Source organism: Candidatus Nitrospira salsa, assembly GCF_965152625.1.
Window position 1 is genome coordinate 182,728 of the sequence record NZ_CBCUCO010000004.1, and the last position, 23,865, is coordinate 206,592.

The following is a 23,865-nucleotide window of genomic DNA, read 5'->3' on the forward strand; positions in this document are numbered from 1 at the left end:
CATCCCTCTTTGAGGGTATGGACCTCTTCTTAAGCAACGCAAGCAAAACATGTCGATACATCGCTTGCAAGGGATTAAGATTCATTCTTTCTTATTGATAATCCACGACAGCTTGAATATATGGTATATTTGGATACTTGTTAACCATACTTGTAGAACCCCTAAGCCATGACACACTTTCTTCCTCTCTCGCCATTTCTATGATATCAATCATATCTATTTGTTTGAGCAGATAGTTTCGACCCTGTGGGTAATCCGGATTGTCAGGGACTTTGGCAATCAAGTCGGAAATCGAGTCGAAGGCGTCATACCATAAACCCGCTTCTGAATAGATGGACGTCACGTCTTGAGGTTCCGCATTGCGTAATTGAGCTAAGAGCGTTTCAGGTGGAGAAATCCTTTTGATTCGTCCGCCTGCGACAAGATTTCTGGCAGGGGAATCGGCATCCACAACAAGCTCGACAAACCATTGGTATTCTTTACCCAATTCAAGCCTCACGTTGTGATCATGAAGACAGACCGAATGAATGCCTGGCACACCATCGTCGGCAAGGGATATTTCCAGCACAGGTCTGATGAGATCTTCCTGGTTCACCGTTAAGACCATTTTATATGGGGCAGGTCTGGACAAATACCAATATAATGACGGTTGCTCTTTGATCGTCAATCCTAAATGATCTGGGACCATAGCAAACAACATGGCTAAGGCTATGTCGTTACCTCGCGTTCCACCTCCCACTCTTCCTCCTGGAGCTCCAATACCTTTCGGTGGTTTGTATACGGGCAATCGTAAAGACTTTGAAGAGTTCCGCATCTTTTTAGATACGTTCACATTCCCCTGATCATCAACGACGCGTGATGCCACATTCCCTTCTGGCACAGATCGTACTTGCGCGTTGAGCGGTTTTATCCATTCATCCATCGGTATGAGACCGATCATTAATCCCAAGGCTGTGATAAGAAACACATTGGATTTCATGGTAAAGACCTCCCATAAAAATATCAAAATATGGAAAATAAAGGGAACGGGGAATCAACAGTATTCATGAATATCCACCCTGGAATCAATGATCGTTCATCATCTGCTATCCCGGTGAAGGCATACAGTCAAACATCACGAACAATATGATAGTTAAATACAGCAAGGTTAATGCCATAGATATTGAGTGGACGACATCAAAGGGAACAGGCAATCAAAACATTTGATTACTAAAGGAAAATCTCTTTCACAGACATCACGGCAGGAAAATAGTTCCTTTTAGTATGAAACTCTACTGTCTTCACCGTGGACATGTATTTTTGAAATTCTCATACAACACATTGAAACATTTGAAATTAATAAATATGTCTACTAGCGATTCACATATGTAAACGTTGTAGACATTTACGGATAATTGGATTATATTTTTTCACTATCGACTCAATTGGGAAATTGATTAGACAAAGTTTTCTTATCAAAAATCCATGTCTCGACCCAAAACACAGACGCCGCCCAAGACTGAACCATCGATTGATCCACTTCAATCACTCCTCCCTCTTTGTCGAAAAATGAGAGCAGAGCACAATATTCCTGCATTGCTCCGGCTCGTGGCCAAAGAAGCGAAACACCATCTTTCAGCAAACGACGCCAGCCTTCTCCTCTTCGATCAGGAACGCTGTGAACTCTGGTCATACATCACACTGGATGGTGAAACCATCCGTTTTGATGCCCGTCTTGGCATTGCTGGTGCTGCCGCACTCACCGGCCAATTGCTCAACATCGCTGACGTTCAACACGATTCCCGGTTTTTCAAGGACATTGACACACGTTCTAAAAAGCAAACCCGAAATCTTCTCGCCATACCACTCCAGACTCACAACCATGAGATACTCGGAGTGTTAGAAGTGATGAACAAGAAGCGGGGCACATTCACTCATCAGGATGAAATGATTGGGCTTGCCCTTGCTGAACAAGCCGCACTGAGTATTGAATCAACGCGAACGGTCCAAGAGCTCAAACAACAACAGCAACAGCTCGTCGAAGAAAACGCTCAACTCCGAAAAGAAGTTGAAGGACGTTTTGCGACACAAAACTTTATTGGCATCAGTCCTCACATGCAAAGTATTGTGCGGCTCATTGATCAAATCCGGGAGAGTTCCGTTGATGTTCTCATCACCGGTGAAAGCGGGACCGGAAAAGAGCTCGTCGCCAAGGCCATTCATTACAATAGCCTGAGAGCCCACAAGCCGTTTATTGCGTTAAATTGCGCCGCCATTCCTGAACACCTTGTGGAAAGTGAACTCCTGGGAATACAGAAGGGTGTTGCAACTGGCGTTGAATCGCGAATGGGGAAATTTGCACAAGCTGATGGTGGAACACTCTTTCTTGATGAAATTGGGGATCTCGGCATCAACGCCCAAGCCAAGATCTTACGGGTATTGCAAGAACGTTGTGTTCAGCCAATCGGGGGTCGAACTAATCATGCAATTGATGTAAGAATTCTGGCCGCGACCAATAAAAACCTTGATGATCTCATCGCTGAAGGCACCTTCCGGCAAGATCTCTACTATCGACTCAAAGTGATCCATATTCATACACCTCCGCTTCGGGATGTCCCGGAGGATATTCCACTCCTCGCCGCGCATTTTTTAACGCAGCAATCTCGTCTGATGAAGAAAGAGGAAAAGCACCTGAGTCTCAATGCCCAGCGCGCATTGCAAACATATGAATGGCCAGGAAACATTCGAGAACTTGAGAATGAAATGAAACGAGTGGTGGCGACCTTGAGACGGGTGGTGGTTTCCGAACAGGACCTCGAAGAACACATTCGCACTCAAAGGAAAGATACAGAGACCTTCACGCGATCACGCCACAGTTCGTGTACGCTCCCTCAGGCCATCGCTCAATTAGAAGAGCAGATGATTCGAGAAGCCTTGCAAACCTGCCGATCCAATCAGGTGCAGACAGCGAAACGCCTGGGTCTGAGTCGACAAGGCCTGATCAAAAAAATGAAACGACTGGGTATCTAGAAGAAACGAACGTATCTCGTACTAGAAAGACATCTTATGCGAGATACGAAATACGAGCGACGAGATACGTTTCACGAATTGAGTACAATTCGTTCCTGCGGTCCACTCAACACACGATACACCGTCACTGGGTCCTTCATGCCAGAGAGACTGATAATACCCACCTCTTCCGTTTTCCATCGGACATCAAGATGGCACTGGGTATCCTTCGTGATCAGAAGACTGCCAATATCCTGATCGGTATCAAATTTCTGCCGTTCCTTACCAAGCTGTTCCAGCCGGGCTGCAACATTCACGACATTACCAACAGTCGTATACTTTAGTCGCTGCGTGCCGCCGACATTCCCCGCAATGACCGGCCCACTGGCCACGCCGACTCTCACTCTTCCAACCGGAATAGCTTCCTGAGCATGCAACTGATTCACCCGCCGTATTTCGTGAATGAGTGCGACTCCGCATTGCACCGCATTGATCGCGTCTTGACGAATATCGTTTTCTTGTGTACGGACCAATGGCACACCAAAGTTCGCCTTCACACCATCACCAAAGTAATCATCGATCACTCCGTGATGTGTCGAAATCACGCTGGACATCGCCAAAAGATAAATATTCACCCATTCCATGAGCGCTTGAGGCGACAATTGTTCAGCCACAGCCGTAAATCCTTCGAGATCAGCAAACAGAACTGTGGCCGTTAATTTTTGCGGTCGAATCCGTCCATCCTGCAGAAATTGATCACGACTATTCCAGATGGTTTCAGCAACCTCATGAGAGACATGCTGTGAGAAGAGCTGCATGAGCATCGCCCGTTCTTGTCTCTCCCTTTTCGACACCCATGCGGTTGTGAGAATACCCGCACTTATCCAAGCCATGACAGCAGGAACGAGGGGAACCCACCAATGAGCTAGAAATAACCCATATGCGATCAAGATGATCCCGCCGATCCCGCCGCTCAGAAAGACAAGCACGCGCCAGGGGGACACGAGTCTTAGGGCGCAGAGAGCTCCCAGGCTTCCCCACACGATGATCCAGCCAGCTTCCAGGCCTTCGGATACGACACGAATTGGAGATTCATGCTCCAAGGTCATACGTAAAAACTGACTAACGATATGCGCATGGAGCTCCATACCTGGAACCTGTTGATCACTGCCCCGACCGAGGCTCAACGGTGTGTAAAAATCATCTCTCACACTTTCTGCAGCAGACCCAATCACGACAATCTTGTCTCTAATTGCTTCCCGATTCACGTTACCAGTCAGGAGCGAAGTCAGTGAAAAACGCGTAAACGAATTCTGCTTGCCGTAATACTTCACGAACATTTGATATCCGTTTGCGTCGCTGTCGACATATCCCCCATCAGATGATTGAAACCGCGGAATCGTGGTCTGTCCAAGTCTCATGAATGCAGGATGTGTGGGGTCAGGGTGAGGCATAATCCCACTTTTCTCCAGGTATTTGAGCGCGATTAACAAAGAAAAGGACGTGGCCACGCCACGTTCGTCCTCTAAAAATAAGAACCCCCGTCGAACAATTCCTCCAGGGTCAACAAGGATATCATTGAATCCTATTTGATCAGTATCCTCTAAAATAGCCGGCCCAGACACGCCACGCCCCGTTTGATCAGGAAATTTCATGACGGTTACAATTCGAGAATCACCAGACAATATCGCGTGTAACTTGTCAGTTCCCGGCTTAACGGCTCGGTCGCGATAGAGATCTAACCCAATGACACGCGCACCATATGTCGTCAGAATTTTCAACGTTTTCGCAATACGTTCATCTGAGAGAGGCCATTGATCGAGGCGCTGAAGATCTTCTTCTGTGATGGTGATCAAAACAATGCGAGGATCTGGATTCACAGAGGCTGCGGTGAGCCTCACCATCCAGTCATAGGCACGAAGCTCAAACGTCTCCAGCAAGCCAAATTGCCGGCAACCAATCACCGCCAGACCCACAAGGAAACCAATCCCGAGCACACGAACCGGAGATGACCGAAGGACCGTGGGGAAAGAGGTCATCGCAGACCTAGAAAATTTAGAGCCAATTATTAATAAGGAGGAACGGTGACCAATAACCAGGATGTTGATAGGAAGGATGGCTCATCAATTTCTTCTTCGCAATTTGTAAAGCCATAGCTTTGGATACTGACACATTTTGTAATTGACGATAAAATTCCGTGATCAGTTCTGACGTCGCTTTATCATTGATAAACCATAAGGTGGCCAACGCACTGCGGGCACCGGCTTTAATCGCAACCCCGGCCAGCCCGAGAGCAGCGCGATCATCCCCAGCTGCGGTTTCACATGCACTTAAGGTTAATAAATCCAATGGGGTGTCTCGAAACTGATACAGACCGATCAATTCATCTAATCGGTCCATCGTCAATTTCTCATCGAAGGCCAAAAGAAATGTTTTCTTCGCTTCTCCAGAAAACTTTGCGTGGGAAGCAATGTGCACGATGCTCGGACGTTCGTCTTTCATTTCATACTCAAGTTCATCAACCTGGAACTGCTGGTTTAACAGCACCCTGCCTCCATAGAGTTGTGTCAGGGCTTGTATTTCTGAAGCGACGTTCGGCAAGGAAGGGAATCCTTGCACCGAATCCGTTAATCCTACCGACAGCAGTTTAATGTCCTCTCGATTGATCGGGCGCGGATCCGTCAAGTCGATTCCTGGAGTAATGGCTAGTGCGTATTGCTCAATGAGAAACTCCTGACCGTCATGGAGCGCCCCGAGAGGAATCGTCCGCAATGGTCCATCAGGAACAAACACCAGGGTGTGAACATCAAACTGCGTTAAATACTCGCGAAGCGGTTGAATGAGCCAGGCGTAGACCTGTTGTGCATGCGGTAAATATTCACGCGTTGTGCGTTTCTCAAGAAATTTCCTCAGGGTTCGGACCTCGCTGGTGAGAGTCTCTAACGTGACCTGAACACGTTTTCTCTTTAATTCGGCTTTCTGTCCGTTATGAACGCTGATCAGTAATTCCATTCGATCAGGCAAAAGTATCGGATAGACGACGGCTGTATGCTCCAACCCCTTGACAATTTCATCAACGTTTGTTTTTTTCGATAACGACGCTTCGACGCAATTGTCTCGAAAGTAATCCTGCAATTCAGCCGTTTTGAATTGCTCCATGGTCCGCCGCGCATTTCCTAAAATGCTCTGATTCATGACCTCATCAGTAGCCCCATCGGCTTCTGTCAACAACAAATCGACGAGCTCAAAAAACAGAGGGCCAATGGAGGAACGGAACGATTCTGATTGAACGGGAAACCCTCGAGTCACTTCATGGCGAATAGGCTGAAGCGTATAGACCGCACGACGATAGGCTAAAATTGATTCATCTACGTTGCCCTGGAGCCGCAAGAGACGTCCGGCTTGCCACTCCCACTGGTACAGCGACTCAGAAGCCGCGCCCTGCTGGGCGGCATGAATAGCTCGACGCGTGAGTTCCATGGCTTCATCGAGTCGTCCTTCGACTTCGTACAGATGCCCTAAATGTCCCCATCCATAAGACGCCGTTCGATGGTCCTTGAGACGATGAGCAATTTCTGCTGATTGCTGAAACGCTTCAGCGGATTGGCGTAGAAGTTTCTGAGAAGAAGGTTCTCGTGCCTGCCCAATACGTGTATAAGCCAACCCGATACTGAGAAACTCTTGCGCTTTCTCATGAGAATTTTCCAGCAAGTTGACTTTTGTCATGGCCAGATCAAGACGGTCTTGACTTGCTGACAAATCCCCCTCCAGGAAAGAACTCCACGCTGCGTTGATCAGCGCCGTGACAGCCAGAGAATGGTGGTTTATGGCTTCGGCGAGAACGGTCGATTCCGTAAATGAACCAAGCGCCTCGCTGTATCGTTGTTGTGAGGCCAGAACATTCCCACGATCATTGAGAATCGTCGCAACCAACGCGGAGTCTTCAAGCTCTCTGGCTTCGGCCAATGCATCTGTGAGGTACGCTTCAGCCGGCTCCTCAAGCCCTAAGGCAAACGCCACATTGCCTAACCGTCCAAGAATTCGGGAAGCCAGTACCAGGTTATTGGACTCTACGGCTAAGTTCCTGGCCAAGTTCAGCGTGACCCCTGCCCGTTGATATTGACCGAGATTGTACAGTGCCTGCGAAAAATACAGCAGGGCCTGGGCTTGTTCATTCGGTTGGTTGCTTTCCTCAAACTCGCGAGCAGCCTGCTCCCATTTCTGAGCCGCCTTGGCAAAATGACCTTGTGTAAAATATTGTTTTCCTGCTTCTAGAGCATCTTCACTGACTTGAACGTCTTGCGCGGGTACAGAATAAGGAATCAGTGAGGTAAGATTTACAAGGACAATCACAAGAATCAACGCAGGCCAACCTAAGCCACAGGGCGTTCTTACGATCTTGTGTGTTGATTCACTAGTGAAAATGCCGATCACATGTTTCTTCAACTTCTTTCCGACATGCCATGATTGAGTATCGTGAGCAATCATAGTGGCTTACTCCCTTATGAGGTGTGTGCGTCAGACGACTCTTTGAGAATGAAGGTTCCTAATTGTCGCAACCGAGAAAAATATTCCATCCCCTCATCTGGTAAATCCGGCAACAATTGATCGAGCTCAGAAAGACTATCCTGAAGGATCTCGACCCGTTGAGGATCCAACTCTTTTTCTTCCACATAATAGGTGATACATCCCACAATGACCGTATCCAACATCATCAACTCACCCTCGGCATTGTCTAACGCCTCTGGCCATTTTGCATCCTGATGAATCTGCCAAAGGTTGGTAAGGTTGGTAAGGTTGGTCATTAGCAACAACTTTCTTCTTGATGAGTGATACTTATGAGCAGAAAATCGACGATTCCACCCTCTGACCTGTGAGTTTGCTGCGAGTCTTGAAGAGGCTGCACGATTGCAACAAATCTGTCAAGTCATTGCAGGACAGTAGCCAGGCTGAGACCTCTACAGGTTATAATGAGAAATCATCTCGTCATAGGAGCCGAACAGATATGCAGACACTTGAAACTCTCTCATTTGATAATTCGTATACCCGCTTACCCGAGGGGTTTTTTCAGCGGGTTCGCCCGACTCCATTTCCTAATCCTCACCTCGTGAGTGTGAATCCTGCTGCAGCCGAACTTATTCATCTTGACCCAAATGAGGCTAAACGGCCTGAGTTTGCCGAATACTTTTGTGGGGCAAAGCTATTTCCTGGGAGTGACCCCCTTGCTACGTTGTATTCCGGTCATCAGTTTGGTCACTATGTGCCACAGTTAGGGGATGGCCGAGCGATTTTGCTTGGTGAGGTTCGAACTGATGAGGGTGAAACATGGGAGTTACAATTAAAGGGGGCTGGACTGACACGATTTTCTCGCGATGGAGATGGCCGAGCCGTCCTGCGATCCACCATTCGTGAGTACTTATGTGGCGAAGCCATGCATGCGTTGGGCATTTCCACCACCCGAAGTCTGTGCATTGTCAGTGGGGAAGAAATCGTCTGGCGGGAAACTCCTGAGCCAGGCGCTATGCTACTCCGAATGGCACCCAGTCATGTTCGATTTGGAACATTTGAAGTCTTTTTCTACCGTGGACAGCATGAGAACCTAAAAATTCTCGCCGATTACGTCATTCAGCATCACTACCCACACTTAGTTGATGTCGAAAACCGATATGCCCGACTCCTTCATGAAGTCGCGGTTCGTACTGGTGAGATGATCGCGCAATGGCAAGCCGTCGGTTGGTCGCATGGCGTCATGAACACAGACAACATGTCCATTTTGGGCCTGACCATCGATTACGGGCCCTATGGGTTTATGGAAGCATTCCACCCTGGGTTCGTGTGCAACCATTCCGATCACCGTGGACGCTATTCGTTTCAACACCAACCCGATATCGGGTACTGGAACATCCGGGCTTTGGCGAAAGCGATGTCCCCGTTGATCGAGCAGGCCGAGATTCAGGCAGCACCTGAATTGTATGAAAAGACCATGCTGGAAAAATATGCAGGCTTGATGAAAAAGAAATTAGGCCTCATCGAAACGCATACGGGCGACGATAAATTAGTCACGGACTTGTTGAATCTGATGGATTCCAGTCGTACCGACTATACGAACCTTTTCCGATCGCTGAGCAAGTTTCAGCAAGAATCTCCCAATGGAAATTCAGCTATCAGAGATCAATTTCTCCACCGTGAAGCGTTTGATGATTGGACAGCACGCTACCGTGATCGGCTGCAAGCCGAAAAAAGCCGAGACCGAGAACGTCAGATACGGATGAATCAGTCGAATCCAAAGTACATCCTACGAAACCACCTGGCCCAAAAAGCCATTGAACAAGCGACACGACATAAGGATTATGCCGAAATCGACCGTCTTTTGAACCTGTTGAATGATCCATTTACCGAGCAGCCAGGGATGGAAGCCTATGCTATTCCACAAGATTCAGACAGTAGCTCAATCATTGTCAGTTGTTCATCATAGCTATGGTAAATAACAACATGTTCAGGTCAAAAATAACTATGCCTGGTTCACTCACACACCAGATCAATAGCTTAAACTTTCATCTCTTTCTTCGTCGTACGTTTCTCATCATACCTCTTCCGACATTTCCATGATTCGCGTTGTCTTACTTCTGATTCTTCTCGCCGCGGTCTTTATCGGCCCGCAACTTTGGGTTAAACGAGTCTTTGCACAACATCGAGCTCCGAGAGAAGATTTCCCTGGAACGGGAAGTGAATTGGCCAGACATCTCCTGGACCGGTTTCATCTTGAAGAGGTTCAAGTTGAAACCACGGATATGGGTGACCACTATGATCCAATTACAAAAATCGTCAGACTCCATTCAGAGAACTACTACGGAAAGTCGTTGACGGCTGCGACCATTGCCGCACATGAAGTTGGGCATGCCCTCCAAGATCAAGCCTCATACACTCCACTCAAAGAACGGACACGTTTGGTTCGTGTTGCCCAGAAAGCAGAAAAGATCGGGTCGTTTGTCATGTTAGGCATTCCTCTTGTGGCTGGCTTCACACGAGCACCGGCAGCCGGACTCTTGGTCATGGTCGCCGGCATTGCCACGATGGGGATTGGGACACTGATTCATGTTATGACTCTGCCGGTGGAATGGGATGCGAGTTTCCGTCGAGCGCTTCCCGTCTTAGAGCAAGGAGGATATCTCACGCGCGAAGATCTGACTGGCGCTAGGCGGATTCTCAAAGCCGCCGCACTCACTTATGTTGCTGGATCAATGGCCAGTTTACTAAATCTCTGGCGTTGGATTGCTATGATGCGACGGTAGGATAGGCTCGTCGCTCGTGAAGCGTTGCTCGTATCTCGTAGGACGAATCTTCTGGTTTTTCTTTTACATTTCACGAGCGACCAGTCAAGAGAATGCCGCTGGCCTACAAACCGAAGCTTCAGCAGAGGGCACGAAGGCGGGCGGGGGGGGGTTCAGCAGGCTCAAATGAGGAAAGAGAAGACTATTCAAAAGATTGACTGGCTTGTCATAACGATATCACCAACATCCGTTTGAATGCTACTAAACATCGGTGCGGCTAATATACGACCCAGCGGGGTCAGCGGCGCATGATGATAATACACCCTGACAACGGTCAGACGCTCTATCGCGGACAAGGTTCCATCATGCGTGAGATACGTCGCCAGTTCGGGGGTTAGACCACAGTTGGGCTCCACCTGAGGAGAACGAATTGTATTTCCTGACAACGTTCCTCGTTGAAACACCGTGTCACACGAGGGTGCATTATCTGTCGCATCACCGGCTTGAACGGAAACGAGAAATATTTTGTAATCACCTGGGTTCTGAGCAAAATCCAACGATGAGCTTGAAGCAGCAAGGAGGTCCAATAAGTCATTACCGGCATTGATATCGCGTGAAGCCAGGTTCCCTCCTTCTCTGGCAATGTGTGTCACGGTGGTCTGCGCATGAATCATCGAACCAAATTCCACAATCCCAAAGGCGATCGCAAGAAACACTAACATCATAAACAGGCCTTCGACCGCCGCAATGCCTTGTTCGCCTATTCCTGTATCTGTGCAATGTTTTTTTGTGTTCTTAAAAGTCTTCATTTCGATACGTGCCTTCCGCCGCCATGAGAATTCCAGATCCGTTATTCGTGAAGTATGTATCAAGAAACGGCGTCAAAAACTGATGTTCGTAATGTACACGCACTCGCATGTATGACCCGCTGCCTCCAGCATTGGAGGGGTTCGTGTCCCAAGAAGCTGGATCCGAATAATCAGCGCCGACCGGGAAAACCCATATTTTAGCCGGATCAATCTCCATGATAGAGAAGGTTTGATCTTGTATGGCTTTGGCAATAGAAGCTTCTCGCGACAAAGTATTATTATTCTCATCTTTGAGTGTCACGCCCAGAAGCCCGACACGCATTCCCTCTCTCGTGGCAAATTGCAGCGCATGTTGATGAACATAGAACCAGCCAAACTCCGTCACCACCATCACCACGAGTAAAAACAACGGCAGAACAAGCGAAAACTCAAGAGCCGTTGAACCTTGTGCATCCCTTATCATCGGTACGTTCATCTCTTCGTCAGACAGAAGACTATTGCAACAGTCTCAACTTCAAACGATTGGCAATAATTTGGAGCAAGCCTTCCAACTCAGACGAACTGGCAGCATAAAAACGATAGTTCGGCCCACTTGAGACTTGATTCAAAAATGACTGATTGACTGATCCAAATCCAATCACGTAAATCTTGATATTTTGAGCTTTGATCAACGCCGCTTCATCAATAGCCCTTTTTTCAGCTGTTTGGATTACATAGCCGCCAATTGCAGAAGCGGCAGGATCATCCATACAATCTTCAGACCCTCCTCCCGCCAGGGGTGCATAGTAGTTGCTCGCGCTGGACGGACCATACGTCAAATCCTCGAGAATCCACCATTTCGTTGTCACTTTGGGGGGGGCTGGAGGAGGAGGAATCGTACAACTAGACGACCCAATAGGTAATCCGTCACCTCTCGGCAACGGAGCAATACTGCCTCCCAGAAATTGCGCATTTCTATAATCTGGGTCGTACAGAGACGTTTTGACGAGACTGTGGGTATCAGTATAACTTTGGACAACCGCCGAATGAATTGGAGGATAACCATTTTGGGCAAACTGCGCACGAAATGCCGTTGGCTGACCATCGGAAATCAAAATCACATATTGATCATCCCGTTCATTGAGCGGCTCGGTCGTATAGGACGTAAAACCCGTATTGGTTCGAGCTTTAGCTAAGGCCTCCGATGTATTAGTACCACCATTTGCAGATAGACCACTGATAGCAGTCGTCAAGTCCAGGTGAAAATTCGTTTGCAAGGCATAGTCAACGACCGCACCTGTCGCAAAAGACACAAGACCAAACTTACTTCGGTCCTGGGTATCTTCAAAATTGTCAATAAATTGTTGCGCCGCATCTCTGAGATCTGCGACTGGCGTGCCGCTCATGGACCCAGAGATATCTGTAACCAACACCACTTCAGCTCCGCCAAGCCTGGCGGCTCCTAACGCTTGAACAGCCACGCTATCACCCGCATACGTTAACGCTCGACTGACCGTGTTCAAGACATTCGCCTCTCCGCTAATGGTCACTTTGTTCGTGACATCGTTTTTATCCACAGTAAAGGTGGTGTATTGATCGGTCCCTAAGAGACCATTGGGAAAATTCGCATTCGCCATTTGCTGCATAAACAAAACTTTATCTGGAATATTGGGATTCGTGAGATGAGTGGCCCCGGTCAGTGATGCGGCATCGACGGCTTTGGCCATTTCCGCTTTCACGGCAAACCATCGACCAGCTTCAATGCCCAGCGCGGCAAACCCGAAGAGCAAGACAACAAATACTGACCCTAATACGAGGAAGCCGCCTCTGTTATTGTGTAATGAAGTATGAGTCATGAATTTCAAATGATTTTTTCTATCTTCTATAAAAGCTGAGCATGTCATCATTTTCATATCGAGTTTGTCCTGGAAGATCTCACCGATGGAACCGCTATCGTCAAGACGGCAAATGGGCACAAACGATAATGACCTTTATCGAACTTTATCGGACAATCTGTGTCGGAAGTTGAAGAAAAAGAGTATGACTTTTAAGGAGTTGTGGATTCTTTGCGGTCAGTCAGCGATGAAAAAGGAAGTTCTTGGAGAGTGGCCATGCCGAGGAATCCAGGTGCTTACAGGTCATGAATGCTCAATCTTGTTTGTTTCTATCCGATGTCCTGGGTTATCCCTATTTTTTATGACAAGAGAGAACAGTCGATCAAAACCTAAAATTTTTCTTTCACCGAGTGTTGTATCAATCAAACCATATCACTGAGGGGAAACCGATTGGGATGAAAGAGCATCTAATTTGTTGAGGAGAGTTTCGGCAGGCGTATCTAATTGCTTCTGTTGGTTACAGGGTCGACAGGCTGGAACCACATTACCTTTGGTGCTTTTCCCCTTTCGAGCGAGAGGGGTTTTATGGTCCATAGTGAGTTCCGATGAAGGGAACGTATTTTGACAATAGTGACAGATGCCTTTATTAAGCAGAGTCAGCCACCATTGAGTTTTTCGGAGTTTTCGCGCACGTTCCCGTTCCACCTTGATGTGCCGCTGCAAAGCCGGGTCACTGTCGAGTTCGTAATACGATTCATGGCTGGACATAATTGCGGGATTCTACCTTACTCTCTTTGTCTTTGACGAAATACGAGATACTATAGCGAATCTAAATGCATTCCCGCTAAATTACTCAAAGAGACGACGCGCGGTTCTCCACTGCAGAAGTCGTAAGTTTTTTGAAACGGCTATAACGACGAGATACGCTATTTTTCTTCAACAAGCGACAACTCAGTCTAAAGCAAGCGTCAGACATTTCGCTGACCCACCGGCTTTTAAAAATTCATCCAATTCAAGTTGATGCGCATGATAGCCTTTCCCCTCCAGCAGCCGCATAGTTTCAGGACATCCCGTGGGAAGGACGACATGACGCTCAATACACACGGCATTACAAGCAAAACGCTCAGCCTCTTGAGGAGGAACCGGTATCCGTCGTGTTTTCGCAAGACGTGATTCGATGACCGTCTGTGCATAGGAGTCAAATGCGTCAGGGAAATATAGTAATTCACCACCACTGAGCGGACAAAAACAGGTATCGAGATGATAAAACTTGGTACTGACCAGTTCAAGGGGAAGAATTTCTTTATGAAAGACTTCGGTTAATACTGTATACGCGCGAACATCGCTGCGTTGCCGATACCCTCCAAACCAAACATCAGCAAACCCTAAAAGATCTCCCGCGCCTTCAAAATACAGATCTGGGTCCAATCGTATAACGTCGTAACCCCGTTCTTCAAACCACCGTTCAAAGTATTGTTCCTCGCGCTGACGTTCAGGGTGACGAAACCGACTGGGAACGGCTTTCCCTTGAGCCACAACTCCAGCATTGGCTGTGAACACTAAATCCGGCAAACCTTTGGTTGGTTCAATGTATTCGATTTTTATTCCAATGTCTTTTTCAAGTAGATGGACGAGTCCCAACCATTGAGCTTGGCAGGTTGCTGGATCGGAGGCATTGGAGATCCGCATCCACGGGTTGATTTCGTATTCAATCCCAAAATAATCCGGTCGACACATCAAAAGACGGCTCATTGTTTGCTCTCTTCATTTTGCCAACCCAGTTCTCGTGCCAACTCACCCAAAAAAGAGGAAGAATCCATAACCAGCCCGACAGCCTGGAAACTGCCCCGGTCACTCAGTTTGGTAGGGACCGCTGGATTGATGTCCACACACACCGTCGGAACCGTTGCCGGCAGCAAGTTTCCTGTGGCAACGGCATGGAGGGTTGAAGCAACCAGGAGGACAAGCCCCACACCTGGAAGCGCGGCTCTCATCGCTGACTGAGCTTGAATCGAATCAGTGATGACTCCTGGCAACGGACCATCATCGCGAATGGTTCCAGCCATCACCACATCCACGCCTCGACGGACACAGGCTGCCATGATGCCGTCACGAACGAGCCCTGACTCTACCGCTTTCTCTATACTTCCAACGCTCCGAATACGATTGATCGTTCGTAGATGATGTTCGTGCCCATGAGGCACGGCTCGTCCAGCTCCAAGACTGTAGCCCAATGAGGTCCCAAATAGACCGGCTTCCATATCATGTGCGGCTAAGGCATTTCCACAAAACAGTACATGTATATACCCTGAGTCAATTAGCCAGGCCAGTGCCTCTCGACCACCCGCATGTACAATGGCCGGCCCACCGGCTAAGAGGACTTTCTGCGAAGGATCTTCGGATTCTCGTTGCTGTTTGATGATTTGCATCCGCTTCGCGATGTCAGACATGATATGGCGATGCGGACGCTCCGAAGAAACTTGCGCTTCCATAAATCCAAACACATCCCGCTCGTGAGGTCGTTCAAGCGGAAAGACCTTGACTCCTTCACCTCCTGTCACGATGAGGTCATCTTTCTTGACCTCTGCCATTGGCAACATTCTGGCTGATGGGGGATGTTGCCGTACAGCAATAGCCAAATCCATCTCTGTACGTTCGACCTCAATCCACTGACCATTCAAGCGAACCTGTGTAGGGAGATGACTAGTTGCATAAAATGAATCCGGCAGGATCCCATCGGCTGGTGCCGGTTGAATGGTGCAATCACTCTCACTTTCAACGGTGGCCCCATGGGGTTGAATAGCTTCGATGATCTCTGACAGAAGTGAAGAAGTCTCGGCTTTGACCTGAATCATGACGTGGGAGGACTCTTCTCGCGTCGCTCCAATTTTGACGTCTAATAGATCAAATGTTCCTCCCAGCATGACAATCGTATCTAACACCTTGGCCAGGATCAGAGAATCGATGATGTGTCCGTGAAGAATGATGGTTTCGGTTTGCATCAATATTATTTTATCACGATTTTCTTGAGTGCATAATCTAGATTTCATTCACACCCACCCTGCTACTCTCAACTGGTAAGGGTTAGAGTCACCTGGTATACTTGAAGGTGTGAAAGGACTATCTCGTATGTTCAAAAACCTTAACTCGACACACATGCACATCTGGTTCATTTTCCCGGTTCTTTCGCTCTTCTCGGGTACAATTGCTGTTGACTCCGCTTTAGGCTCCACCGGGACAGAAGTGTTTCGAGGGTTTACCAGTCACATTAGTCAACACATATTACAGAACAAGCAGGACTTCTACGTGGCACAATCATGTACGTCCTTTTTTTATAAGAAAGAGAAGAAACCTGAAACGCCACAAGTTGAGAGAATTTCTTATATTCCTGCATCCCAACCCCCAGAAAACTTTGACTGTTCGTCTCGATACCCCAAAGGGCTTGATGAGGCCAGAGAAGCGTTTTCGCGCACCCAACAAACGCTTTCTCTGAGTCTGACGTTTTTTGAGTTTGCGCTCGTCGGAGATAGAGATGACGACGAAAACTATGCGGGAATGGAGTTACAGGATGTGATGGAATCATTCGGCGTTACGTTTGAACCCCATCTGCCTTCTTCTCTGTATGTAAGCCGCCTCAACGGTTTATTTGATACGGTGATGGATAAAGGGGAGATTGAAACACTGACCAGGAGTTTGGGGATTTTACTGGAAAAGGGATATCGGTTTACCTCTGCCGATCAAAAAGCCCTGAATCGGGAGATTAACTAGCTAGGGCACTTGTAATTGAAATATCATATGGATTTGAAAGCCCAACAAAATCTGCAGTGTATCTAGCCAATCAGCACCCAACTATCGTGGCCTAGGGCACCTCTAATCCCACCTTCAGTTGCTCAGGCATTTCAGTTCAAAGAGAGGGACACAATAAGCCGTTGGCCTACCCAACTATCGTGGCCTAGGGCACCTCTAATCCCACCTTCAGTTGCTCAGGCATTTCAGTTCAAAGAAAGGGACACAATAAGCCGTTGGCCTACCCAACTATCGTGGCCTAGGGCACCTCTAATCCCACCTTCAGTTGCTCAGGCATTTCAGTTCAAAGAAAGGGACACAATAAGCCGTTGGCCTACCCAACTATCGTGGCCTAGGGCACCTCTAATCCCACCTTCAGTTGCTCAGGCATTTCAGTTCAAAGAAAGGGACACAATAAGCCGTTGGCCTACCCAACTATCGTGGCCTAGGGCACCTCTAATCCCACCTTCGGTTGCTCAGGCATTTCAGTTCAAAGAGAGGGACACAATAAGCCGTTGGCCTATCCAACTATCGTGGCCTAGGGCACCTCTAATCTCATATACTGTTACACCTGTGTTTTAAGCAATAGATGGATGAACATAAGCCTTTAGCCTAGCCTCAACCCTCCCGGCGATTGCTGATTTCAGACGAGCTCCCTGTCTTTTCAAGTAACGGCTGACCTTCCGCCCGCTTAATCCGTTCAAAGGCTTCACGCGAACGGCTTCTAACCGTTTGATCCCAATCTTCTTTCATGGTTTCTTCAAGCTTTGCCCTCGCTTCCAATGCACGCATTCGACCAAGCGCCAACGCAGCCGATGCTCGAACATGTGCATGATCATCCTCAAGGGATCGAATTAATAATGGAATAGCTGGTCGATAATCCAACACCCCCAAATAACTCGCCGCCATCCCTCGAATACGATGCTGTTTATCTCCCAACGCCGTTTTGATGGTGGAGATAAATAGCTCAGCCATTGGCGTCGCGATACGCTCTAACCCTGCTCGTTGATAGTCATTGAGTTCAATCAGCACACACGCGATGTCCAATCGCTTTTTTGATGATGGTTCTTGCTCAAAGCGCTTAACCAGTCGATCACGTTGTGCTCGCGTTTGACGCCGTGCTCGAATGTTCCGCACGACAACCCCAAGACCGAGGCCAGCGATCACCACCACAAGCAGAATCGGGACAATGTCATCAACAATCCAATCCTGCGTATCAAACGATAAATGATTCCACACCCAGATACTGCCCACCAATACCCCCAGGCCAACCAATCCAGCCAGTACATTGAGTTGGCCCGTTGGGCGAGAGTCACTTGTCATAGATTTCTCCAGCCGACTTGACAGAAATTCTCATCACTTCTAGGGTGGAAGGAACCGGAGGCTCTATGAAAGTCACCATTTTGGGATCGGGGACAAATCTCCATCCTCGCCGCGCTGCCGCGGGATACCTGGTGCAAGCCAGTCAACCGTTTCTGATCGACTTCGGACCTCGCACCCTGATGAACCTTCTGAAAACAGGGGTCAATCGTCATCGAATTCAACATCTCCTCTTCACGCATTATCATGCCGATCACTTCTCCGACTTTATTACGTTCTTTTTTGATGCCGTCTGCCATGCTCGCTATGTGAGCAAACGCCCAGACCTCACTGTGATAGGACCCAAAGGTACGAAAAAACTCTTTGGCAGTATTTTCAAGACTTTTCCTGCCTTTGACAAGCCCCCATTTCAGGTCACACTCAAAGAAGTCGAAACACGCACATTTACGATTGGCACCACACGCATTACCCCTCGAACAATGACGCATACCGACCAACAAACATGCTTGGGGTACCGAGTCGAGCATCAAGGCCGACGCTTCGCGTATTCAGGTGATGCATGCTATTCATCAAGTCTCGTGCGGTTGTGTCGAGATGTTGATCTTGCCATTTTGGATTGTTCATTTCCCAAAAATCGTCCAGGAGTGGCTCATATGCATGCGGAGGATTGTGGCAGGGTTGCCGAAGAGGCTGGAGTCAAACGCTTAATTTTATCGCACTTTTACCAAATTGCAGAACGGTTCGACGTGAAAAAGCAGGCAGCTCGTGTCTTTGGTGGGAGAATTACCTTAGCTCGAGATTTATTGACACTGAATTGTTGATCAAGGAACGCCTATATTGGTTACCGCTTTACTACATGTTCCAAAGAGGTCATTAATCCATTCAAGCGATCAACTTGTCGAGTCTCTTGTTGTTTTTCATACACACCAATGAGATTTCTAATCATGCGAGCCACAATTAAATTATTGGGCGTATGCTCCAAGTACACTTCATCAAATTTCACACCAGCCTCCGTGAGAAATTGCTGACAATCCTTCTCCTGCAAAAATGCCCCTCCGTTAAAACAATCAATATACACCGCAGGTTCTGTCTTCTTCAGCTTGACCACAAAATGCCCGGGCATTCCGACACCGACACAGGACAGACCTAATCGATTCGACAGAAATAAATAAAGCGCTGACAACGTAATCGGGATACCGGTACGACGATCGAGCACACGATTCAGAAAACTATTGTCTGGATCATAATAGTGCTCTCGATTCCCAAAAAATCCTTTTTCCTGAAAGAGATAGCGGCAGAGAATTTGATTGGCTTGTTCTTCCGTAAATGATGGAAGAAGGCGAGGCCGAATTTCTTCAGCCAATTCATCAAGCTGTTGGGTGTAGTAACGCATATCGATATTCGGATACGCCGTTCGAGCCAGCAGAAAGATTGCGGCCTCTAAATCAAACGGCTGTTCACCGTTTGAGAGAAGTTGCCTTAATTCATTCTGTAGCGTGAGAAACCTGATATCTTCTCGAATATCAACAAGACGTAGCTCTAACTCTTGCCCGCGCCAATCAAAACTTTCCAGGAATGGCAACACTACTTCGCCCATAGTGACTAATTCCTGCTGAATCGTATCGGCCACCTGAGGGTTGGGATCAGTTAATAAGTGAAGCAGGGATTGGATCTTCCGCTCTGTCGATGAATCGATTTCCATAAACCTTTACCGTTTTTTTGGTTCCGTTTTTGATGTTATTGTAACGACCTATCCCATTGGCGACAGGGTTAAAGCCTTGAGAATCAACGTCCAAGAGAACGTTCTTAATTCATAACACGTTAGAACATTCTTCTCTTTGTCAAGACTTTAACATGTACTCGATATCTGTGTATCCTATCCGACCAGGCTAGCCTACCGTTTTCCTGAACGCTTTTGCCCCACCATAGAGACACAGCGCATCAAAGACGAGCAGAACCCCCAGTGCAATCATCACTTGTGGAATCGCAGCCTCCCACCCAGTCAAAATTAAAGGACGAACCGCATCTATGACCCACGTCATCGGATTGAGCGCGGCTAAGGCCTGCATCCACCCAGGCATGGCGGAAAGAGGCACTAATGCCGAACTGAGGAAAATCATGGGGAGTGATAAAAACCCCAGCACTGAAAAGAAATCTCCATGACTTTTTACAGAAAACGCCATAGCCATCGAAATAGCCGTTAATCCGACACCGAATAACATTCCGATAAAGAGGATCAAGGCAATACCTAATAGACCAGTTTCTGGACGGACATCAAAAAAGAAGGCCACACCAAGAATCACTAAAATTTGCATCGCCGTAATGGCCATTACGAAGAGAAATCGACTGAGAATGACTGATGAGCGACGAATCGGAGTGGCCATTAATCGTTCCAAAAATCCATTCTCTTTATCGAATAACAAATCGACCCCGCCGGCAAGACCATTGTTCAACACCGTCATCACCACCACACCGGCAGCAAGAAAACTAATATAATTCGGAGCTTGAACAACATTGACGTCGGCTGCCCGTTGAAAAAGACTCCCAAAGAAAATAAGCCAAAAGAGCATCGGCTGAACCAAGGTAAACAGCATACTAAACTTTTCTCGACTCAGTCGCTTGACCCATCGGTTTGTGAGTGCCAGCACTTCTTGGATTTGATTCTGCATAGGTATTCCTTAATTCCGTATCCAGGCCTATGAGTCTACGAGGCTATCTCCATTCACAATTCTTGACTATCAACAGGATCTCACACGATCAAGGTCCTGAACGATAATCAACGGACAGGGGAGAGGAGTTATCCTGCAGCTTCGGAGTCTGAAGTTGAAGACGCGTCCGCCATGGAACGGCCCGTATAGTTAATGAACACATCATCCAAGCGTGGCCGATGATATTCAATGCCGTCTAAGCGACACCCAATACGACTCGTTGCCTCAAACAGTGCGGGTAATGCCTTTTCAGGCGCATCAACTCGAATATCTAATCCCTGTTCATGCGATCGAATTGACCGGACAAACGACAGATTTTTGATTTCTTCCGCCAATTTCTCACGTAAAACAGGGTCAGCATCGCCCAATGTCAGAGACACGCCGTCTCCGCCTAGCCCAGCCTTTAATTCCTTGGGTGAACCCGTTGCTCGAATCGTTCCACCATCAATTATGGCAATGCGATCACACAACTGATCAGCTTCATCCAAGTAATTGGTCGTCATCACAATAGTCATGCCTTGATCACGGAGTCGACGCACGTAATCCCACACATTCAGCCGACTTTGGACATCGAGCCCTAACGTAGGTTCGTCCAAAAAAAGAACTTTGGGATTGGGCAAAAGTCCGCAAGCAATATCAAGTTTTCGCTTCATACCACCTGAGTAGGTCTTGGCGACTCGATCAGCGTGGTCTTCCAAGTCCACGAGCTTGAGCAGTTCCTGAATCCGTCGAACGGCTTCTTCCTTTGGTAAATGATAGAGGTCACCCAGAAGCAACAAATGCTCTCTACCCGTCAGGAACCGATCAATGGCTCGTTCCTGTGGAACATACCCGATCAATTGCCGAACCGTATCGGCTTCAGCCACCACATCATGACCAAAAATGGTTGCTCGGCCGCTCGTGGGTTTTAAGGTGGTAATCAGAATTCGCAGGGTGGTGCTTTTCCCAGCCCCGTTTGGACCGAGAAGACCAAAGATTTCACCGGTTTGGATAGTTAACGATAAATCCTGAACCGCGGTAAGACTATCGTACGTCTTACACAATCCGGTCACTTCAATGGCAACTGATGAGGTGGCCACAGAAATTACCCTTGAGCGGAAGATTGAAGATCGGCAAGCTTAAATTTCAAAAGATCTGTTAAGCGGCGTGCCCGTTGAACAAGATGCTCAGCTTCGAGCAAAAACTGCTTTTCTAATGGCGTGAGATCCAGACCAGCGGATAAACTATTCACTAACACCCCATCATCGAGGTTCTCGGAGGTTAGAAGCTCACTGAGATCCTTGGCTTTTTTCAAATCTAAATACGATACGGCCATCTCAACAAGTTTGGTTCGAATGACTGATTCAAGCGTCAGAGATTCCTGTGTATCCGGAATTAATTGGATTTTCGCTTGCCGATACGGTGTGACAACCGATTGTTCGTCATACCTAACACGGCACAGTCCTTTCAAGACAATATTATATCGACCATCAGACAGTTTCTTGGCACTCACAATCCGTCCTACACAACCCAAATCGTGAATGGGGGGGGCTTGATAATACTGATTTTCCCATCCATCTTTCAGTAATGCCATGCCTATACAATCGCCCCTTTCTACCGTATCCTCTATCATCTCTCGATATCGCGGCTCAAAAATATGGAGTGGTAAGTAGGTATGCGGGAAAAAGACAACATTCGGCAACGGGAAAAAAGGAATGACATCAGGGATCGAAAACGCCTCTGATGGAGTCGAATGCGCGTCTGAAAACATGGGCTACGATAGCCGAGGGTTTTCTCCAATGTCAACGATGCCTTCAAGAGTGATCGTCTAGTGAACAGTCGAAACACTTCTTAAATCAAGGGATTTGCGCTCACCTGAGCTCCATGCTATAAGCCCGGCCAAGATTCCATGCACACATTTTTCTCTTTTGGCTTCGTCGACTCATTATCTCAGAGAGCCTTCTTCCTCGCCTTTATCTGCGTTGTTGAATTGATGGGGGGAAACTCCCGCATGGCCGTTGCCGGTAATACCGGACATCAAGCCAAACCAGCCTTCCAAGATGCACGTGCAGGATACACGTACACCTTCCCGTACGACCACGGAGCCCATGAAAGTTTTTTGACGGAATGGTGGTACTTTACCGGGCATTTATTCACTCCAGATGATCGACGATTTGGCTATGAGTTAACCTTTTTTCGTCGAGCCATTGATGATGAACGTGTCTGGTCCAATCCCTCTCAATGGGCCATACGCCAACTTTATCTCGCACATTTTGCTTTAACTGATGAACAAAACGAGGACTTTCGATTTGCTGAAAAGATCAGCCGTGAAGCCCTGGGGAAAGCCGGCGCAACACAGGGAGGATTACATACCTGGATCGATCAGTGGTCTGTAATCGCTAGCGATCAGGACCATCAAGAATTTCATTTACAAGCCGAAGTAGACAATTTTTCTATTGATTTGATTACACATTCTTCCAAATCACCAGTCATTCATGGCCTCAACGGGATTAGCCGAAAGGGGACTCGCGCCAAACACGCCTCACATTACTACTCCCTGACTCGATTGAACACCACAGGAACTCTTCAATTAGATGGCAAGGAATTTACAGTCACCGGCACAAGTTGGATGGACCATGAATTTGCCTCTTCAGAATTAGAAGACGGACTCGTGGGGTGGGATTGGTTTAGCCTTCAACTCGATTCCGGACATGACATTATGACTTACTGGCTCCGTCAAGAAGATGGAACGTTTTCCCCTGTCTCCAGTGGGACGTTGATTTTTCCAGACGGATCCTCACAACACTTGACGCGTGAAAATCTCGCCATCACCATACTCGATCACTGGGAAAGTCCAAAAAGCGGGGCACGATATCCCAGTCAGTGGACCTTAGCCATTCAATCTCCTCATATTCGATTACGCATTACCCCTCGCATAAACGATCAAGAATTACGCACGGATCGAAGTACTCAAGTGACATATTGGGAAGGGGCCGTTGATACGTCTGGGACATTTAAACAGAAGCCGGTCAAAGGAATGGGATACGTGGAATTAACGGGTTATGACAAAAACTATTAACCGACGCGTTATTGCCGGATACCAAGTATTATGCGTATGGTGCCAAACCGAGCATCTATTATGTCTACCATTCATTTCTCATTGTAAAAACCGTCCCTTGGGATACTCGTC

21 protein-coding genes are annotated in these 23,865 nt (G+C 47.7%); 6 read left to right on the forward strand and 15 right to left on the reverse strand.

All coding sequences use genetic code 11. From position 1 onward, the window contains the following. Positions 1–91 precede the first annotated feature (91 nt). Positions 92–979: a DUF928 domain-containing protein gene (locus ACWQXP_RS14815; RefSeq protein ID WP_454063651.1), complete on the reverse strand. Its 888-nt coding sequence runs from the start codon at positions 977–979 to the stop codon at positions 92–94. Between the two features lie 485 nt (positions 980–1,464). Between ACWQXP_RS14815 and ACWQXP_RS14820 the strand changes: the two genes are divergently transcribed. Beyond that, on the forward strand, positions 1,465–3,009 hold the full coding sequence (locus ACWQXP_RS14820; protein ID WP_454063652.1) for a sigma 54-interacting transcriptional regulator: 1,545 nt from the start codon (positions 1,465–1,467) through the stop codon (positions 3,007–3,009). 71 nt (positions 3,010–3,080) lie between these two features. Here the strand turns inward: ACWQXP_RS14820 and ACWQXP_RS14825 are convergent, their stop codons facing one another. Genes ACWQXP_RS14825 through ACWQXP_RS14835 form a run of 3 tightly spaced genes read right to left on the reverse strand, consistent with a single transcriptional unit; the run spans position 3,081 to position 7,793 of the window. Further along, positions 3,081–5,027 carry a CHASE2 domain-containing protein gene (locus tag ACWQXP_RS14825; protein ID WP_454063653.1) on the reverse strand — a complete coding sequence of 649 codons (1,947 nt, stop codon included), beginning with the start codon at positions 5,025–5,027 and terminating at the stop codon, positions 3,081–3,083. A gap of 16 nt (positions 5,028–5,043) precedes the next feature. After that, the gene (locus tag ACWQXP_RS14830) at positions 5,044–7,476 is read right to left on the reverse strand and encodes a CHAT domain-containing protein (RefSeq protein ID WP_454063654.1); all 2,433 of its coding nucleotides are present in this window, start codon (positions 7,474–7,476) and stop codon (positions 5,044–5,046) included. Positions 7,477–7,490: 14 nt separating this feature from the next. Continuing rightward, positions 7,491–7,793 (reverse strand): hypothetical protein, encoded by a 303-nt coding sequence (locus tag ACWQXP_RS14835; RefSeq protein ID WP_454063655.1) that lies wholly within the window; start codon positions 7,791–7,793, stop codon positions 7,491–7,493. A gap of 200 nt (positions 7,794–7,993) precedes the next feature. Between ACWQXP_RS14835 and ACWQXP_RS14840 the strand changes: the two genes are divergently transcribed. Continuing rightward, entirely contained in the window at positions 7,994–9,463 is a 1,470-nt protein-coding gene (locus tag ACWQXP_RS14840) for a protein adenylyltransferase SelO (RefSeq protein WP_454063656.1), read from the forward strand. Between the two features lie 130 nt (positions 9,464–9,593). After that, the gene (locus ACWQXP_RS14845) at positions 9,594–10,280 is read left to right on the forward strand and encodes a zinc metallopeptidase (RefSeq protein ID WP_454063657.1); all 687 of its coding nucleotides are present in this window, start codon (positions 9,594–9,596) and stop codon (positions 10,278–10,280) included. Between the two features lie 185 nt (positions 10,281–10,465). Here the strand turns inward: ACWQXP_RS14845 and ACWQXP_RS14850 are convergent, their stop codons facing one another. The 6 genes from ACWQXP_RS14850 to ACWQXP_RS14875 all read right to left on the reverse strand — a co-directional run bounded on the left by ACWQXP_RS14850 (position 10,466) and on the right by ACWQXP_RS14875 (position 15,932). Next, positions 10,466–11,068, reverse strand: a complete 603-nt coding sequence (locus tag ACWQXP_RS14850) for a TadE/TadG family type IV pilus assembly protein (RefSeq protein WP_454063658.1) — start codon at positions 11,066–11,068, stop codon at positions 10,466–10,468. Beyond that, a complete protein-coding gene (locus ACWQXP_RS14855) occupies positions 11,055–11,531 on the reverse strand; it encodes a TadE/TadG family type IV pilus assembly protein (RefSeq protein WP_454063659.1) in 477 nt (158 codons plus the stop codon). The genes ACWQXP_RS14850 and ACWQXP_RS14855 overlap by 14 nt, the downstream gene beginning before the upstream one ends. A gap of 31 nt (positions 11,532–11,562) precedes the next feature. Continuing rightward, on the reverse strand, positions 11,563–12,903 hold the full coding sequence (locus tag ACWQXP_RS14860) for a VWA domain-containing protein (RefSeq protein ID WP_454063660.1): 1,341 nt from the start codon (positions 12,901–12,903) through the stop codon (positions 11,563–11,565). Positions 12,904–13,314: 411 nt separating this feature from the next. Next, a complete protein-coding gene (locus tag ACWQXP_RS14865; RefSeq protein ID WP_454063661.1) occupies positions 13,315–13,650 on the reverse strand; it encodes an HNH endonuclease in 336 nt (111 codons plus the stop codon). 183 nt (positions 13,651–13,833) lie between these two features. Beyond that, on the reverse strand, positions 13,834–14,634 hold the full coding sequence (locus tag ACWQXP_RS14870) for a dimethylarginine dimethylaminohydrolase family protein (protein WP_454063662.1): 801 nt from the start codon (positions 14,632–14,634) through the stop codon (positions 13,834–13,836). Next, complete coding sequence (locus ACWQXP_RS14875; protein ID WP_454063663.1) at positions 14,631–15,932, reverse strand: ornithine cyclodeaminase; 1,302 nt, start codon at positions 15,930–15,932, stop codon at positions 14,631–14,633. Before ACWQXP_RS14875 ends, ACWQXP_RS14870 begins: the two co-directional genes overlap by 4 nt. Before the next feature lie 79 nt (positions 15,933–16,011). Here ACWQXP_RS14875 and ACWQXP_RS14880 point away from each other — a divergent pair, with 79 nt between their 5' ends. After that, positions 16,012–16,650 (forward strand): hypothetical protein, encoded by a 639-nt coding sequence (locus tag ACWQXP_RS14880; RefSeq protein WP_454063664.1) that lies wholly within the window; start codon positions 16,012–16,014, stop codon positions 16,648–16,650. A gap of 636 nt (positions 16,651–17,286) precedes the next feature. Here ACWQXP_RS14880 and ACWQXP_RS14885 read toward each other — a convergent pair. Continuing rightward, positions 17,287–17,991, reverse strand: coding sequence for a HEAT repeat domain-containing protein (locus ACWQXP_RS14885; RefSeq protein WP_454063665.1), 705 nt, complete (start codon positions 17,989–17,991; stop codon positions 17,287–17,289). 65 nt (positions 17,992–18,056) lie between these two features. Here ACWQXP_RS14885 and ACWQXP_RS14890 point away from each other — a divergent pair, with 65 nt between their 5' ends. Then, positions 18,057–18,809, forward strand: a complete 753-nt coding sequence (locus tag ACWQXP_RS14890; RefSeq protein WP_454063666.1) for an MBL fold metallo-hydrolase — start codon at positions 18,057–18,059, stop codon at positions 18,807–18,809. A gap of 20 nt (positions 18,810–18,829) precedes the next feature. On the opposite strand, the gene ACWQXP_RS14895 is transcribed toward ACWQXP_RS14890, so the two are convergent. From ACWQXP_RS14895 to ACWQXP_RS14910, 4 genes are all read right to left on the reverse strand, one after another. Further along, positions 18,830–19,690: a SirB1 family protein gene (locus ACWQXP_RS14895; RefSeq protein ID WP_454063667.1), complete on the reverse strand. Its 861-nt coding sequence runs from the start codon at positions 19,688–19,690 to the stop codon at positions 18,830–18,832. Positions 19,691–19,877: 187 nt separating this feature from the next. Then, positions 19,878–20,657, reverse strand: a complete 780-nt coding sequence (locus tag ACWQXP_RS14900; RefSeq protein ID WP_454063668.1) for an ABC transporter permease — start codon at positions 20,655–20,657, stop codon at positions 19,878–19,880. 128 nt (positions 20,658–20,785) lie between these two features. After that, a complete protein-coding gene (locus ACWQXP_RS14905; RefSeq protein WP_454063669.1) occupies positions 20,786–21,775 on the reverse strand; it encodes an ATP-binding cassette domain-containing protein in 990 nt (329 codons plus the stop codon). A 5-nt stretch (positions 21,776–21,780) separates the two neighbouring features. After that, on the reverse strand, positions 21,781–22,446 hold the full coding sequence (locus ACWQXP_RS14910) for an LON peptidase substrate-binding domain-containing protein (protein ID WP_454063670.1): 666 nt from the start codon (positions 22,444–22,446) through the stop codon (positions 21,781–21,783). Positions 22,447–22,686: 240 nt separating this feature from the next. Between ACWQXP_RS14910 and ACWQXP_RS14915 the strand changes: the two genes are divergently transcribed. Beyond that, positions 22,687–23,754 (forward strand): lipocalin-like domain-containing protein, encoded by a 1,068-nt coding sequence (locus tag ACWQXP_RS14915; protein ID WP_454063671.1) that lies wholly within the window; start codon positions 22,687–22,689, stop codon positions 23,752–23,754. Positions 23,755–23,865 lie beyond the last annotated feature (111 nt).

Coding starts and splice junctions, on each gene's coding strand:
- ACWQXP_RS14815 (WP_454063651.1), bottom strand. CDS start 979: ATGAAATCCAATGTGTTTCTTATCACAGCCTTGGGATTAATGATCGGT.
- ACWQXP_RS14820 (WP_454063652.1), top strand. CDS start 1,465: ATGTCTCGACCCAAAACACAGACGCCGCCCAAGACTGAACCATCGATT.
- ACWQXP_RS14825 (WP_454063653.1), bottom strand. CDS start 5,027: ATGACCTCTTTCCCCACGGTCCTTCGGTCATCTCCGGTTCGTGTGCTC.
- ACWQXP_RS14830 (WP_454063654.1), bottom strand. CDS start 7,476: ATGATTGCTCACGATACTCAATCATGGCATGTCGGAAAGAAGTTGAAG.
- ACWQXP_RS14835 (WP_454063655.1), bottom strand. CDS start 7,793: ATGACCAACCTTACCAACCTTACCAACCTTTGGCAGATTCATCAGGAT.
- ACWQXP_RS14840 (WP_454063656.1), top strand. CDS start 7,994: ATGCAGACACTTGAAACTCTCTCATTTGATAATTCGTATACCCGCTTA.
- ACWQXP_RS14845 (WP_454063657.1), top strand. CDS start 9,594: ATGATTCGCGTTGTCTTACTTCTGATTCTTCTCGCCGCGGTCTTTATC.
- ACWQXP_RS14850 (WP_454063658.1), bottom strand. CDS start 11,068: ATGAAGACTTTTAAGAACACAAAAAAACATTGCACAGATACAGGAATA.
- ACWQXP_RS14855 (WP_454063659.1), bottom strand. CDS start 11,531: ATGATAAGGGATGCACAAGGTTCAACGGCTCTTGAGTTTTCGCTTGTT.
- ACWQXP_RS14860 (WP_454063660.1), bottom strand. CDS start 12,903: ATGACTCATACTTCATTACACAATAACAGAGGCGGCTTCCTCGTATTA.
- ACWQXP_RS14865 (WP_454063661.1), bottom strand. CDS start 13,650: ATGTCCAGCCATGAATCGTATTACGAACTCGACAGTGACCCGGCTTTG.
- ACWQXP_RS14870 (WP_454063662.1), bottom strand. CDS start 14,634: ATGAGCCGTCTTTTGATGTGTCGACCGGATTATTTTGGGATTGAATAC.
- ACWQXP_RS14875 (WP_454063663.1), bottom strand. CDS start 15,932: ATGAAATCTAGATTATGCACTCAAGAAAATCGTGATAAAATAATATTG.
- ACWQXP_RS14880 (WP_454063664.1), top strand. CDS start 16,012: ATGTTCAAAAACCTTAACTCGACACACATGCACATCTGGTTCATTTTC.
- ACWQXP_RS14885 (WP_454063665.1), bottom strand. CDS start 17,991: ATGACAAGTGACTCTCGCCCAACGGGCCAACTCAATGTACTGGCTGGA.
- ACWQXP_RS14890 (WP_454063666.1), top strand. CDS start 18,057: ATGAAAGTCACCATTTTGGGATCGGGGACAAATCTCCATCCTCGCCGC.
- ACWQXP_RS14895 (WP_454063667.1), bottom strand. CDS start 19,690: ATGGAAATCGATTCATCGACAGAGCGGAAGATCCAATCCCTGCTTCAC.
- ACWQXP_RS14900 (WP_454063668.1), bottom strand. CDS start 20,657: ATGCAGAATCAAATCCAAGAAGTGCTGGCACTCACAAACCGATGGGTC.
- ACWQXP_RS14910 (WP_454063670.1), bottom strand. CDS start 22,446: ATGTTTTCAGACGCGCATTCGACTCCATCAGAGGCGTTTTCGATCCCT.
- ACWQXP_RS14915 (WP_454063671.1), top strand. CDS start 22,687: ATGGCCGTTGCCGGTAATACCGGACATCAAGCCAAACCAGCCTTCCAA.